At 70.8% G+C, this 14578-nt stretch carries 13 protein-coding genes and 1 tRNA gene; 10 read left to right on the top strand and 4 right to left on the bottom strand.

Translation table 11 applies throughout. The features are described from left to right. The first annotated feature begins 1 nt into the window (after position 1). Complete coding sequence (locus P2Q00_RS15580) at positions 2-436, top strand: SRPBCC domain-containing protein (protein WP_275773086.1); 435 nt, start codon at positions 2-4, stop codon at positions 434-436. Between the two features lie 51 nt (positions 437-487). Here the strand turns inward: P2Q00_RS15580 and P2Q00_RS15585 are convergent. Continuing rightward, positions 488-560, bottom strand: a tRNA-Arg gene (locus P2Q00_RS15585). 321 nt (positions 561-881) lie between these two features. Here P2Q00_RS15585 and P2Q00_RS15590 point away from each other — a divergent pair. The 8 genes from P2Q00_RS15590 to P2Q00_RS15625 all read left to right on the top strand — a co-directional run bounded on the left by P2Q00_RS15590 (position 882) and on the right by P2Q00_RS15625 (position 10184). Further along, positions 882-2489, top strand: coding sequence for a dynamin family protein (locus P2Q00_RS15590; RefSeq protein WP_275773087.1), 1608 nt, complete (start codon positions 882-884; stop codon positions 2487-2489). Between the two features lie 3 nt (positions 2490-2492). Further along, complete coding sequence (locus P2Q00_RS15595; protein WP_275773088.1) at positions 2493-4394, top strand: YfjP family GTPase; 1902 nt, start codon at positions 2493-2495, stop codon at positions 4392-4394. Between the two features lie 274 nt (positions 4395-4668). After that, positions 4669-5148, top strand: a complete 480-nt coding sequence (locus tag P2Q00_RS15600) for a single-stranded DNA-binding protein (protein ID WP_275773089.1) — start codon at positions 4669-4671, stop codon at positions 5146-5148. Between the two features lie 270 nt (positions 5149-5418). Then, positions 5419-6828: a Cys-Gln thioester bond-forming surface protein gene (locus P2Q00_RS15605; protein WP_275773090.1), complete on the top strand. Its 1410-nt coding sequence runs from the start codon at positions 5419-5421 to the stop codon at positions 6826-6828. A 64-nt stretch (positions 6829-6892) separates the two neighbouring features. Beyond that, positions 6893-7285 (top strand): hypothetical protein, encoded by a 393-nt coding sequence (locus tag P2Q00_RS15610; RefSeq protein WP_275773091.1) that lies wholly within the window; start codon positions 6893-6895, stop codon positions 7283-7285. Between the two features lie 140 nt (positions 7286-7425). Beyond that, entirely contained in the window at positions 7426-9090 is a 1665-nt protein-coding gene (ettA, locus tag P2Q00_RS15615; RefSeq protein ID WP_275773092.1) for an energy-dependent translational throttle protein EttA, read from the top strand. A 6-nt stretch (positions 9091-9096) separates the two neighbouring features. Beyond that, positions 9097-9510 (top strand): acyl-CoA thioesterase, encoded by a 414-nt coding sequence (locus tag P2Q00_RS15620; protein ID WP_275773093.1) that lies wholly within the window; start codon positions 9097-9099, stop codon positions 9508-9510. Then, on the top strand, positions 9507-10184 hold the full coding sequence (locus P2Q00_RS15625) for a DUF8185 domain-containing protein (protein WP_275773094.1): 678 nt from the start codon (positions 9507-9509) through the stop codon (positions 10182-10184). The genes P2Q00_RS15620 and P2Q00_RS15625 overlap by 4 nt, the downstream gene beginning before the upstream one ends. Before the next feature lie 50 nt (positions 10185-10234). Here P2Q00_RS15625 and P2Q00_RS15630 read toward each other — a convergent pair whose 3' ends face one another. Beyond that, a complete protein-coding gene (locus P2Q00_RS15630; protein ID WP_275773095.1) occupies positions 10235-10648 on the bottom strand; it encodes a globin in 414 nt (137 codons plus the stop codon). A gap of 123 nt (positions 10649-10771) precedes the next feature. Between P2Q00_RS15630 and P2Q00_RS15635 the strand changes: the two genes are divergently transcribed. Further along, positions 10772-11761, top strand: coding sequence for a methyltransferase domain-containing protein (locus P2Q00_RS15635; RefSeq protein ID WP_275773096.1), 990 nt, complete (start codon positions 10772-10774; stop codon positions 11759-11761). A 70-nt stretch (positions 11762-11831) separates the two neighbouring features. Here P2Q00_RS15635 and P2Q00_RS15640 read toward each other — a convergent pair whose 3' ends face one another. Both P2Q00_RS15640 and P2Q00_RS15645 read right to left on the bottom strand, forming a co-directional pair. After that, positions 11832-13124: an FHA domain-containing protein gene (locus tag P2Q00_RS15640; protein WP_275773097.1), complete on the bottom strand. Its 1293-nt coding sequence runs from the start codon at positions 13122-13124 to the stop codon at positions 11832-11834. An 86-nt stretch (positions 13125-13210) separates the two neighbouring features. Continuing rightward, positions 13211-14557 (bottom strand): vWA domain-containing protein, encoded by a 1347-nt coding sequence (locus tag P2Q00_RS15645; protein ID WP_275773098.1) that lies wholly within the window; start codon positions 14555-14557, stop codon positions 13211-13213. Between the last annotated feature and the right edge of the window lie 21 nt (positions 14558-14578).

Below are 14578 nucleotides of genomic sequence, written 5' to 3' on the forward strand. Positions count from 1 at the left end.
CATGCGCACGATCACCACCGCGACCCGCGTACAGGCCCCGCCCTCCGCGGTCTGGACGATCCTCACCGATCTCCCCGGCTACTCCCGCTGGAACCCCTTCATCCAGCACGCCGCGGGCCGTCTGCACCCCGGCGAGCGACTCACCCTCCGCCTGCACCCCACCGGCAGACGCCCCGTCACCTTCCGCCCCCGCGTCCTGGTCGCCCGCCCCCACTCCGAACTCCGCTGGATCGGCCGCCTCCTGGTCCCCGGCCTCTTCGACGGAGAACACTCCTTCACGCTCCGCCCCGCACCCGGCAACACCACCGACCTCGTCCACGCCGAACGCTTCTCGGGTCTCCTCGTGCCCCTCTTCGGCTCCTCCCTCACCGCTGTCGAACGCGAGTTCGAGTCAATGAACCGCGCCTTGCGCAAGACGGCCGAGCCGTCTGCCTGACACTCCCTGAACAGCAAAAACGCCCTCCCGAGGGGGAGGGCGGAGACTGGGCGCCCCCGGCAGGACTCGAACCTGCGGCCAAGCGCTTAGAAGGCGCCTGCTCTATCCACTGAGCTACGGGGGCCGGGTGTGTGGCCGCTGTCGTGGGTGCCCGGGTGTGGGCTGATCCGTGACGTTGCCGGGGACAAGGATAGGGCTCCTGCGTCCTTGTCCCTGTTGCTTCGCCTCCGTGGCTCGATGTGGAGGTTCGGTGAAGCGGTCCTGATAATCGCAGGCAGGTACGAATCGTGCATCGCTTTTGGCCTCTCGCGCACCGGGTGTTGTGCACTCGTTATGCCTGGACTGTGCCCGCGCCCCAGTCATCCCTTCCGTCCCTTGTGTCCTGTCGGCGCGCAGACATGCTCATATGCTTCAGAATTCCCCTAAAATCGGGCATTCTCCGCATGTGGTGACCTTGGACGTACGGCCTCAGCTGCTCGATGCACTCTCCGCCCTGCGCGACAGTGTCGCCGCCGCACGCTTTCCGCTGCCCCTGGCGGGGGCTCCACGCGCGCGTGCCAACCGCGACGAACTGCTCGCACAGCTCGACGACTACTTGGTGCCCCGCTTGCGGGAGCCCGAAGCGCCCTTGCTGGCCGTCGTGGGGGGATCGACGGGAGCCGGCAAGTCGACTCTCGTCAACTCCCTTGTGGGGCGGCGGGTCAGCGAGTCGGGCGTGCTGCGCCCGACCACGCGGACTCCGGTGCTGGTGTGCCATCCCGAGGACCATCACTGGTTCAGCGGGATGCGGGTGCTGCCCGACCTCACGCGCGTGTGGGTGCCCCATCAGGAGACCGGGGACGACCTGTTGGCCCCGGGTGAGGACCCGGCGCGCGTACTGCGCGTCGAGACCGCCGACACGATGCCGCGCGGCCTCGCCCTGCTCGACGCCCCCGACATCGACTCCCTGGTCGCCGACAACCGCGTTCTGGCCGCCGAACTTGTCTGCGCGGCCGACATCTGGGTCATGGTCACCACGGCCGCCCGCTACGCCGACGCCGTCCCCTGGCATCTGCTGCGCACCGCCAAGGAGTACGACGTCACCCTCGTGACCGTGCTCGACCGGGTGCCGCACCAGGTCGTCTCCGAGGTGTCCCGGCAGTACGGCGCGCTCCTCACCAAGGCCGGGCTCGGCGACGTACCGCGCTTCACCGTGCCCGAACTGCCCGAGTCCGCCTGGGGAAGCGGGCTGCTGCCGGCCACCGCCGTGGCGTCGCTGCGGACCTGGCTCGTGCACCTGGCGCAGGACCCGGCCGCCCGGGAGCATGCCATGGCCCGTACCGCGCACGGGATGCTCGATTCCCTCAAGGCCCGGCTGCCCGAACTGGCCGGTGCCGCCGCCGCCCAGCACGCGGCCGCCCTGCGGCTCACCAACGCCGTCGACGGGGCGTACGACACCGAGCACGCGCGCGTGCGAGGGCGGCTGCAGGCCGGCGCCGTACTCGCCGGGGACGCCCTGAAGCGGTGGCGGGCGTTTCCGCTGGACTGCTCCGCCGGTGAACTCCTGGACGCGCTCGTGGAGAGCCTGGCGACGCTCCTGCTGTGCTCCGTCACCGCCGCCGACGAGCGCATCCGGGAGGCCTGGCAGCGCGAACCCGCGGCGCGCGCCCCGGAGCTGACGGAGCGCGAACCGTCCCTGGAGAGCGCCGAGGACCGCATCGGGATGGCCGTACGGCGGTGGCGGCGGGAGCTCGAGGAGTACGCCGAGGAAGAGGTCCGCGACCTCGACCGCAGCGTCGCGCCGGACCCCGAGGTGGTCGCCGTGCTGGTCGCCACCGCGCTGTTGGGCGGCCGCCGGGCGCGCTCGGCCGGTGAGGGGCTCGGCGAGCGGATCGGCGCGCACGGGGCGCTGCGGCTGCGCGACCGGGGCGGGCGGCTGCTCACCGAGCATCTCGACCGGGTGATGAACGCCGAACGCGAGCGCCGTCTTGCACCGCTGGACGCCCTCGAAGTCCACCCCGAACCCCAGGCCGAACTCATCGCCGCGCTGTCCGTACTGCAGAAGGAGAGGTGACCGGTGACTGCCGTCACTGACGAGGACCACACGGATCGCGCCCAGCACGCGGGCACCTCCGAAAAGGATCTCCCCGGAGGGGATCGGACCGCGGAGGGAGAGCGTGCCATGAGTCAGCCCTCGTACGAGGCCGGCGTACGCGAGAACAACCGCCACGCACGGGTGGAGGACGGTGCGCCCTCCGGTCGTACGGACTCCGCGAGCGCCTGGGACGACGGGCTGATCGCGCGACGGGCGACCGAGGAGAACGCCGGCTCCGAGCATGTCGCCGTCGTGGAGACACGGGCGCTCACCCCCCAGACGGCGGTCCCGCTCACCTACGACCGCCCCCTGCGGGCGCGGCTCGACGCGTTGCGGGAACTCGTGGGGCTCTCACGCACCCGGCTCGACGGCCGCACACTCGCCGAGGCCGGCCGGGTGCTGGACGAGTCGGCGGCGCGGCGCAGGCTCTCCGGGCAGCACACCGTCGTCGCCATCGCGGGCGCGACGGGCAGCGGCAAGTCGCAGCTGTTCAATGCGCTGGCCGGGGTGCCCATTTCGGAGACCGGCGTACGGCGCCCCACCACGGCGACGCCCATCGCGTGCAGTTGGAGCGACGGCGCGGCGAGTCTCATCGAGCGGCTCGGCATCCCGCCCCGGCTGCGGCGGCGCCCGTTGCAGAACCCCGAGACGGAGGCGCAGCTGCGCGGGCTCGTCCTGGTCGACCTGCCCGACCACGACTCGGCGGCCGTACAGCACCGCGAGCAGGTGGACCGGGTGCTGGCCCTCGTCGATGCCGTCATCTGGGTCGTCGACCCCGAGAAGTACGCGGACGCCGTCCTGCACGAGCGCTATCTGCGGCCCATGGCGGGACACGCGGAGGTCATGTTCATCGTCCTCAACCAGACCGACCGGCTGCCCGGCGAGGCCACCCACCAGGTCCTCGACGACCTGCGACGGCTGCTCGACGAGGACGGGATCGCACTGGGCGAGTACGGCGATCCCGGTGCCACCGTGCTCGCGCTGTCCGCGCTCACCGGAGACGGCGTCGGCGAACTGCGCGAGGCACTTGGGCAGTTCGTGGCGGAACGCGGCGCTCCGGCACGGCGAATTTCGGCCGATCTGGACGCGGCCGCGGCGGAACTGCGGCCGCTCTACGCCGCGCGCCGGCGGACCGGCCTGAGCGAGGAGGCGCGGGACGAGTTCTCCGCCCGGCTCGCGGACGCGGTGGGTGCCTCCGCCGCGGGCGAGGCGGCCGAGCGCGCCTGGCTGCGCAACGCCAACCGTGCCTGCGGGACGCCCTGGCTGCGGCTGTGGCGGTGGTACCGGGACCGGTCCGAACCGACCACGGGGCGGCTGCCGTTGCGCGCCCAGGCGGACGAGGAGGCCACGGCCCGCCAGCGCGTCGAGCAGGCGGTACGGACGCTCGCCGACCGGGCCTCTACCGGACTGCCCGCGCCGTGGGCGCAGGCGGTGCGCGAGGCGGCCGTACGCGGCTCCCACGGGCTGTCCGAGGCGCTCGACGAACTGGCGGTACGGGCGGGTCTGCCGCCGGGCCGGCCGCCGCGGCCGGGCTGGTGGCCCGTGGCCGTGCTGGCCCAGGTCTCCATGACGATCCTTCAAGTCATGGGCGGAGTATGGCTCCTGGGGCAGATCATCGGGTTCATGGCGCCGAACCTGGGGGTGCCGGTGCTGCTGATGGCGGCCGGCATCATCGGCGGCCCGATCGTCGAATGGAGCTGCCGGATGGCGGCCCGCGGACCGGCCCGGCGCTACGGCACCGATGCGGAGCGGCGCCTGCGGGAGTCGGCGGCCGGGTGCGGGCGGGCCCGGGTGCTGGATCCGGTGGCGGCGGAGCTGCTGCGCTACCGGGAGGTGCGGGAGCAGTACGGGCGGGTGACGGGGGTGGGGAACGGGCCCCGGTGACACCCGGACGGGGCGCTGGGTTCCCGGAGGGTGACGGTGAGCCTTTCTGCAGATGATCACTCGTCGGGGTCGTCCTTGGTTCACCCGTCAGGGTGACGGAGTTTTCCACAGGCGGGGGGCGGTCCACAGGGCTCAGCGGGCTCGGCCCGACGGAGGCAGTCTGGCCGTGCGGCGATCGCGAGGGACGTGGTCGCCGCGGCAGACGCAGCCGTACGGGACGGGCCCGTAGGCATGTCCGCCCGGCCTTCGCGGTCGGGCGCGGGAGGGGTTCGCGATGAACGAGACGATCATCTGTGCCGTGGGGAACGTGGCGACGAAGCCGATGTTCCGGGACCTGGCGTCGGGGCCGTCGGCGCGGTTCCGGATCGCGGTGACCACGCGCTATCTGGACCGCGAGAAGAACGAGTGGACCGACGGCCACACCAACTTCTTCACGGTGTGGGCCAGGCGGCAGCTGGCCACGAACGTGGTGGCCTCGCTCGATGTGGGCGATCCCGTGATCGTGCAGGGCAGGCTCAAGGTGCGTTCGGAAGTACGCGAAGGCCAGAACTGGATTTCGGCGGACCTCGAAGCGGTGGCGATCGGCCACGATCTCACGCGCGGCACCTCGGCCTTCCGGCGGCCGGGCAGGCCGGAGACGGGGACGACCGCCTCGGCGCCGCAGCAGCAGCCCGAGCCCAACTGGGAGATCCCGCCCGCGGATTCCGGGACAGCCTCGCCCCAACGGGAGTTGGAACCCGCTGCGGTGACGTGATGTCAGGCGGTGCCCCGAGCTGACCGTACTGCGGCTTATCGGCGAATGCGTTCCGAACGGTCCGGTGGATTTGTCGATAAGCCCTGCTCACGGGCCGTCTTGGCGATAACGATTCCGAGTCGGATCGCTTGTCCGACGGTATGACCGGCAAGCGGGGTCCGCCGCGTCCTTAGGATGCCGGGCATAGCTCCCGAGGCACTTGGGGCTTCTGATTCTGCTGGTGGGACCACACCCCCCCACGTCAATGGGTCCTGCTCGAAGGGGAATTTGGTGCTTTCTTCTTTCTCTGCGCTGTCCGCGCGCAGGCGAGGGGTCACCCGTCTCGCCGCCGCGACGTTGGTGTCCGGCCTGTTGGCCGTCGGTGTGCTCGCCGGCGCCGGCCCGGCCGGGGCGGAGGAGACGACACAGGGCCAGGGCGGGGCGACCGCCACCATAGGCGGCCTCAAGACGTACGGCGCCGCCGTGATCCATGAGCACACCGGGGACCAGCAGGTCTCGGCGGGCCTGTTCGAGATGTCCGTCGACGGCGGCGGCACCCTGCAGACGTACTGCGTCGACATCCACAACCCCACACAGCGGGACGCCAAGTACCACGAGACCGCCTGGAGCGGCACCTCACTGGGCGCCAACAAGGAAGCCGGCAAGATCCGTTGGATCCTGCAGAACTCCTACCCGCAGGTCAACGACCTCGCGACGCTCGCAGCGAAGGCGGGTGTGCAGGGCGGCCTGACCGAGCAGGACGCGGCGGCCGGCACCCAGGTCGCCATCTGGCGCTACTCGGACGGCGCCGACGTCGACGCCGTCGACCCGCAGGCCGAGAAGCTCGCGGACTACCTCCAGAAGAGCGCCGTCGACATGGCGGAGCCCCAGGCATCGCTGACGCTCGCCCCGCCCGCGGTCTCCGGTCACCCCGGCGAGCTGCTCGGCCCGGTGACCGTGCACACCAACGCGGCTGCCGTGACCGTGACGCCGCCGGCCGACGCGGCGACCAGCGGAGTGCGGATCGTCGGCAAGGACGGCAAGCCCCTCACCTCCGCGGTCGACGGCAGCCAGGTCTTCTTCGACGTGCCCGAGGCCGCCGCGGCCGGCTCGGCCGAGATCACCGTGCAGGCCTCGACCACCGTGCCGGTGGGCCGCGCCTTCTCCTCCGAGACCCGCAGCCAGACGCAGATCCTGGCCGGCTCCAGCGAGTCGACGGTCTCGGCGGCGGCAAGCGCGACCTGGGCGAAGAAGGGGGCGATACCGGCACTGTCCGCGGCGAAGAACTGCGCCAGGAGCGGTGTCGACATCACCGCTGCCAACCAGGGCGACGAGGCGTTCACCTTCGAGCTGATGGGCGCCGAGCACAGCATCCCGGCGGGGGAGTCCCGTACGGTGACGATCCCGCTGCAGGAAGACCAGCCCTACGACTTCACGATCACAGGACCCGGCGGCCTCGCGAACCGCTTCACCGGCATCCTCGACTGCAGAACACAGGCCGCCCAGAGCGGCAACGCGACCCAGATCCTCAGCGAACCGAGCCCCGCCACGGTCGGCGGCACGGCGGACGACACCAACCTCGCCGCGACCGGCGGCTCCAGCACCACACCGCTGATCGCGGGCATCGCCATCGCCCTCGTGGTGATCGGCGGCGCGGCCCTGGTGCTCGTAGGGAAGAAGGACGCACCGACGCAGGACTGAAATCCCTCTGACAGGGGGCCGCATCACGCTGCGCCGATCCGGCGTACAAAGGCAGGATGCCCTCATGACGAAGCCATCGAAGCTGTCGAAGCCATCCGTATCGCCGGCGCAGCGCACCTCCTCGGGCTCGGTGCTGTCCCTGTGGTCGCAGGACTCGGTGCTGTCGATCGGCTCGGTGGGGTCGGTGCTGTCCATCGGGTCCGTCGGCTCGGCCCTGTCCGTCGCGTCGATCGGGAGCGCGCTCTCCGCCGGATCGATCGGCTCGGCGCTGTCGCTGATCTCGGCCGGATCATGGTTGAGCACAGGGTCGCTGTTGTCCGCACAGTCCCGGTGGTCGGTGCTGTCCTGGCGTTCCTCTCGCGCCTTCCGGTCGGCCGGGGCGGTGGGGGTGACGGCCGCAGCTGCTCTGCTGCTGGCCCAGCGGCTCCCGAGGGCGGACACCGGCCACCGCCAGTGACGATCGGGCCACCGCCGAGGTGACGGTGAAACCGCAGGTCACAGGAGCCCGGCCATATGGGTTACCACCCAAGGCTGGACCTCAGGCAAGATGGGTTGTATCTGCCCACTGCCAGAATTCAAGCTGCCGGACGGTTTCTCTTGGCTGAGTACATCTACACCATGCGCAAGACGCGTAAGGCGCACGGCGACAAGGTGATCCTTGACGACGTGACGCTGAGCTTCCTGCCCGGCGCGAAGATCGGTGTGGTCGGTCCGAACGGTGCCGGTAAGTCCACCGTTCTCAAGATCATGGCCGGGTTGGAGCATGCGTCCAACGGTGACGCCTTCCTGTCGCCCGGCTACTCCGTCGGCATGCTCCTGCAGGAGCCGCCGCTCGACGAGTCCAAGACGGTCCTGGAGAACGTGCAGGACGGCGCCGCCGAGATCATGGGCAAGCTCAAGCGCTTCAACGAGGTCGCCGAGCTCATGGCGACCGACTACTCGGACGCGCTGATGGAGGAGATGGGCAAGCTCCAGGACGACCTGGACCACGCCAACGCGTGGGACCTGGACACCCAGCTGGAGCAGGCCATGGACGCCCTGGGCTGCCCGCCCGGCGACTGGCCCGTCACCAACCTCTCCGGTGGTGAGCGGCGTCGCGTCGCGCTCTGCAAGCTGCTCCTCGAGGCTCCCGACCTGCTGCTGCTCGACGAGCCCACCAACCACCTGGACGCCGAGTCCGTGCAGTGGCTGGAGCAGCACCTCGCCAAGTACGCGGGCACCGTCGTCGCCGTCACCCACGACCGGTACTTCCTCGACAACGTCGCCCAGTGGATCCTCGAGCTCGACCGCGGCCGGGCCATCCCCTACGAGGGCAACTACTCCACGTACCTCGACAACAAGGCCTCGCGCCTCAAGGTCGAGGGCCAGAAGGACGCCAAGCGGGCGAAGCGGCTCAAGGAAGAACTCGAGTGGGTTCGCTCCAACGCCAAGGGGCGGCAGGCCAAGTCCAAGGCCCGTCTCGCCCGGTACGAGGAGATGGCCGCCGAGGCCGACAAGATGCGGAAGCTGGACTTCGAGGAGATCCAGATCCCGCCGGGCCCGCGGCTGGGCAGCGTCGTGGTCGAGGTCAACAACCTCTCCAAGGCGTTCGGCGAGAAGGTCCTCATCGACGATCTCTCCTTCACGCTGCCGCGTAACGGCATCGTCGGGGTCATCGGTCCGAACGGCGCCGGCAAGACCACCCTCTTCAAGATGATCCAGGGTCTGGAGACGCCCGACTCCGGTTCGATCAAGGTCGGCGACACCGTCAAGATCTCCTACGTCGACCAGAGCCGCGAGAACATCGACCCGAAGAAGACCCTGTGGGCCGTCGTCAGCGATGAGCTCGACTACATCAATGTCGGCCAGGTCGAGATGCCGAGCCGGGCGTATGTCTCGGCCTTCGGCTTCAAGGGCCCCGACCAGCAGAAGCCTGCCGGCGTCCTCTCCGGTGGTGAGCGCAACCGTCTCAACCTGGCGCTCACCCTCAAGCAGGGCGGCAACCTGCTGCTCCTCGACGAGCCGACGAACGACCTCGACGTCGAGACCCTCAGCAGCCTCGAGAACGCGCTGCTGGAGTTCCCCGGTGCGGCCGTGGTCGTCTCCCACGACCGGTGGTTCCTCGACCGGGTCGCCACGCACATCCTCGCCTACGAGGGTGACTCCAAGTGGTTCTGGTTCGAGGGCAACTTCGAGTCGTACGAGAAGAACAAGATCGAGCGGCTCGGGCCGGATGCCGCCCGTCCGCACCGTGCCACGTACAAGAAGCTGACCCGGGGCTGATCGATCTTGCGTCACAACTACCGCTGCCCGCTGCGCTGGTCGGACATGGACGCGTACGGCCATGTCAACAACGCGATCTTCCTGCGCTATCTGGAGGAGGCGCGTATCGACTTCCTGGCCCTCCGGGCCAAGGAGTCCGAGGAGGGGTCCGTGGTGGCGCGCCATGAGATCGACTACAAGCGGCAGCTCGTGCACCGGCCCGACCCGGTGGACATCGAGCTGTGGGTCACCGAGATCAGGGCCGCGTCCTTCACCATCGCCTACCAGGTGAAGGACGAGGAACTGGTCTATGTACGGGCCTCGACCGTCGTCGTGCCGTTCGACTTCGAGACGCAGCGGCCGCGCCGGATCACCTCGGAGGAGCGGGAGTTCCTGGAGCGGTACCGGGACGGCGCCGAGGAGGAGGCCGTCGCCGCATGACGGTGCTCCACCTCGCCGACGAGGGGGAGGCGGCGGACCTCGCGGCCTTCCTCTCGCGGCTGCTCCACTACGACCGTGGGGCCGCGGTACGCCTCCAGGCCGCCGGGACAGCGCTCGCCGTCTTCGGGCGGCCGCCGTCCTTCGAGGTGCTGGCGATCCGCGCGGTGCGGCTCGCCAAGCCGTACGAGAACGGCCTCGACGTCACGCTCGACGTGACCGTGTCCGCCGGTGAACTCCTGGAGACGGTGGACGAGTCGGCGGCCACGGCCGAGGTTCCGGAGGCGGTGACCGGGCCGCCGTGGGCGGGGGTCCTTCCGCCACGGGGCGGCTGGCGTTCCGAGCCAGGGCTGCCGACGCCGGACGCGCTGCAGGCGATGATCAGGGCGGCCGTCGCCGAATTCCGGTCCCGTACACAGGAGTTGACGCCCGAGCTGCGCACGCGGGCCGAACTCGACCGCATCGGACGGGAGATCTGGTCCCGGACGGTCGGGGACACCCACCTTCCGGTACGGGCCGCGCACGCGGCACAGTCGCTCGGGTTCCTCAGGGCCACGCAGGGCGCGGGGAGCCTGGCGTTGGTCTCGTCGGGCGCCTGGCTGCGGCTGCGCACGCCGTACGGGTCGATTGCCGTACGGCGTGCGGGACTTGGGGCGTTGGACGTCAGCGTCCGCTGACCGCCCTTTGGACCAGAGGCCAGACGGTCTTGACCGGATGGTGACCCGCGTCAGTCCGGAGCGTTCACCATCGAGGCCGCGGCGTATGTCAGGTACTTCCACAGCTGCTGCTCGTGCTCCTCGGACAGGCCGAGGTCGTCGACGGCGTCCCGCATGTGCCGCAGCCAGGCGTCGTGCGCCTCGCGGTTCACGGTGAAGGGGGCGTGGCGCATACGCAGCCGGGGGTGGCCGCGGTTGTCGCTGTACGTCGTCGGGCCGCCCCAGTACTGGATCAGGAACAGCGTGAGGCGCTCCTCGGCCGGGCCGAGGTCCTCCTCGGGGTACATGGGCCGCAGCACCGGGTCCTCGGCCACACCCTCGTAGAAACGGTGGACGAGGCGGCGGAAGGTCTCCTCCCCGCCGACCTGCTCGTAGAAGGTCTGCGTCTCAAGCGTGCCGCGCCGAATCTCATTCACACTCCCCATGCTCTCAGACCGCGCGGAGGAGGACTTGAGGCTTAGGTCCCGCCCCTCACCCAGGAATCGGACATTCCGGATTCGGCGGCTCCGGTACTCGCCTCGGGCCCCGTCCCGCAGCACAGTGGACGTATGGGCGCAGCTGCTCTCGACAAGGATCTGGACGACCTCGCCGCCACCGCACGGGCCGCGCTCGTGCGGGAGATCGACGCGAGCGGGGCCTGGGACGACGACCCGGTGTGGCAGGAGGCGTTCGAGGCGGTCCCGCGCCATCTCTTCGTGCCGTACTACTACGTCGGGGCCGTCGGCGGCTATGAGCGGCGGTGGGGCGAGAGCCCTGATCCGCGGGCGCGCGAGCGCTGGCTGCGCGGTGCCTACGAGGACGCCCCGCTGGCCACCCGGCTGCGCGACGGCGAGCTCGTCTCCTCCAGCAGCCAGCCGTCGCTGATGGCGAAGATGCTGGCCGAGCTGAGGGTCGAGGACGGCAACCGGGTCCTGGAGATCGGGGCGGGCACCGGCTACAACGCGGCCCTGCTGGCCCACCGGCTCGGCGACGACGACCTGGTCACCACCGTCGATCTGGAGCCGGAGATCACCGAGTCGGCCCGGCAGCACCTGGCCGCCGCCGGATACCACCCGGCCGTCGTCACCGGCGACGGCGCGCGCGGAGTCCCCGAACGCGCCCCCTACGACCGGATCATCGCGACCTGCACTCTGACCTCGATCCCGCAGGCCTGGCTCGCCCAGTGCAGCCCCGGCGCCCGCATCCTGGCCCCGCTGGCCACCGGCCTGATCGCCCTGACGGTCCAGGACGCCACACACGCCGAGGGCCGCTTTCTGCACACCCCCGCCTACTTCGTGCCACTACGCGGCGAGACCCGCCCCGAACCGGGAACGGCCGACCTGGGGGCCATCCCACGCCGCTTCCGGGACCACGAACTCTTCCGCTTCCTGCTGGCCCTGACCCGCGGCACCCTCGACCCACAGGAGGCCTTCACCCTGTGGGAGCGCGAGGACCAGCCACAGCGGGAGCGCTATGGCATCACGGTCAACGGGGAGCAGGAGCAGCAGTGGGCATGGCTCGACGACCCGGAGGGACCGTACATCTGGCCCCTCCGGTGACAGTGGCGGCTTTTAAGGGGCGCGGGGAACTGCGCGACCAGCCACGACGCAGCCGCAGACGAAAAGCCGTCTAACCCCGACGGATCGTGATCGTCGTCCACGCACCCACGTGCACCCGATCCCCGTCCTGCAACGGCACCGGCACAAAGGGTTGAATCGGCTCATCAGAGCCGTTGACCGTCGTACCGTTCGTCGAGTTCTGGTCGACGACCGCCCAGCTGCCGTCCGGCTGCTGCACCAGCACCGCGTGCTGGTGCGAGACGCCCGGGTCCTCCGGCGGCACCGCCAGGTCGATGTCGGGGGTGTCGCCGGTGGAGTGCCGGCGGCGGCCGATGGTGATCTGGTTGCCGCTGAGGGTGCGCTGCTGCTCGGGCGAGTACGCGGGCAGGTTGAGGCCCGCGGCCTCGGGGCCGGAGCGCTGCATCATCGCCATGAAGTACTCGCGGTCCGGACCGATGGTCGCCATCCAGGTCACAGGCCCTGCGTGCGTCTGCGGGTAGCCCTGGCCGGGTGGGGGCGGGGGCGGGGCCTGGGTCGCGCCGGGCTGCGGATAGCCGTAGCCACCGCCCTGACCGGGACCACCGGGGCCGGGGCCGCCGGACGGCGGGGAGATCACCCAGTCGTCGTCACCGCCGCCGAAGGACGGACCGCCGGGCTGCGGCGGCCGGCTCGTCTCCTGCGGGAAGGGGGGCGGGGCCGGCGGGCCGGGCTGCTGGTACGCCTGCGGCGCGCCACCGAAGCCTCCGGGGCCACCTGGACCACCGGGACCCGTGTGCGGTGTGGGCCCGGGCGGCGGCGGGACCGGACGCGACGGGTCGGGGCCGAAGCCGGACCGGTCGGTGAAGGGGCTCGGCGGGCCGGACGGCTCGGTGCCGAACGGGTTCGGCGGGCCCGAGGGCTCGGAGCCGAAGGGCGGGCCCGGCGGGATCGGCTCGGCCGGGCGGTTCATCTGGGACGGGCGCGAGCCCTGGTACTCGTACGAGTCGCCGCCGCCGTACGACGGTCCGGGCGGCTGCTGCTGGAACGGCGCGCCGGGGCCGGGCGCCGGCGGGCGCGGGGCGGCCGGGGTGTACGAGGTCGCGGTGTTCGTCAGGAAGTTCCACCGGCACTCCTCGCAGAACGGCGCGCCGCCCTCACGGGGCGTACGGCACTGCGGGCAGAGCTCCGGCTCGTGGTCGGGCACCGCGGACAGGGGCGGACGGCCGCCGGGCTGGGGGCCCTGGCCGGGCGGCGGGAAGCCGTAGCCGCCGCCGTGCGGGGGCGGCGGGGGAGGGGGCGGAGGCACGGCACCGGCCATGCGGTGACCGCAGACCTCGCACCAGTCGTCGGAACCCGACTGGTGTCCGTTCGGGCAGGTCGGCATGTCGGCGCTTCCCCCTCTCTTTCAGGAACTCTGTTCAGGAAAGTTCTTGTCAGGGAACTTTCGCGTCACTTCTTTGGACTTCTACGTCACTTCTTTACACGAACAGTCTTTGTCGACCGTGTCTCGAGAGTCATCTCGTCGGCCTCCTCGACCTTCGCCTTCAGTCGCACAGTACCTGTCGCGGCATCGACCACGTCCACCACCTTCGCAAGCAGTTTCGCAGTATCCGCGTTCCCGGAGGCGCTGGCGAGCTGAACGGCCCGGCCCAGTTTGGCGGTTGCTCCATCCATATCGCCCGCTTTGCGAAGATCGAGCCCTTGTTGGATGGCTTGTGCCAGTTCGGCCTGGCCGGTGTAGTGGGCGACCTGCGGGTTGATCGACGTGGAAGCCGTCATGTCGTCGGTCCACACGGCCCTGACCAGGCCCTGGGCGCCCAGGTTCTGTGCACTCCCGTCGGGCTGCGGGATCACCAGGGACACCCGGGCGGCGAGCATCTCCTGGCCGAGGTTCGCGGCCGGGACCTCGACGCATACGTGGTAGTCGCGGGACTCGTCCCCCCAGGAGCCGGTGGGGTAGTCCCCGGCGCGCGGGCCGGCCTCGGTGCGGCGGTCGGTCAACTCCTCGACGGTGGGCGCGACTTGCTTGACGAACTTGATGGTTGTGCCGACCGGCGTCCACAGCCTGAGAGCGACGTCGGCGACCTCCTTGCCCATGGCCGTCTCCATCATCTGCGTGAAGTCGGCGGCGAGGCCGGCCGGGTCGGCGACGATGTCGGCGGTGCCGAGCAGGGCGGAGGCGATCCCTGTGACTTCTTTCACTTCCCAGTCGGTGCCCACGCCACGTGCGTCACAGGTGAAACGTCCGGCACATGCGTCGAGCGCGGCTTTGAGGTCCTCGGGCGACTCGTGCTCATTGCGGCCGTCGGTGAGCAGGATGCCGTGGCGGATGGCGACCTCGTCCGAGGAGAGCAGACGGTCGGCGAGACGCAGCCAGGTGCCGATGGCCGTGCCGCCGCCGGCGCTGAGCTTGCGCAGGGCGTCCTTGGCCTGGTTGCGGGTGGCGGCGTCGGCGACCGCCAGGCGCCCGCCGCCCGGGTAGACCTCCTTGGCGACGTGCGTGCCGCCGATCACCGCGAAGTGCACCCCGTCGCGCAGGGTGTCGATCGCGGCGGCCGTCGCGTCGCGGGCGTTGCGCATCTTGGTCGGCGGGTAGTCCATCGAGCCGGAACAGTCGACCATGATCGCCACCCCGGCGGACGGGCCCTGCCCCGGCGCATAGAGGTGGGGCGCGGCGACCGCGCTGCCGACCGTGCCGCCGCCGGTGGCGGTCACCGTGACGATCGCGTTGACCTCGCGGCCGCCCTCCGGCAGATACTCGTTCTGGTACACGTCCATCGAGAACTGCGGCACGTTGGACTTCGAGAAATTGGCCATGCGTACTCAAATCCCCCTCGA

The organism is Streptomyces coacervatus, assembly GCF_029223485.1.
Lineage (GTDB): Bacteria > Actinomycetota > Actinomycetes > Streptomycetales > Streptomycetaceae > Streptomyces > Streptomyces coacervatus.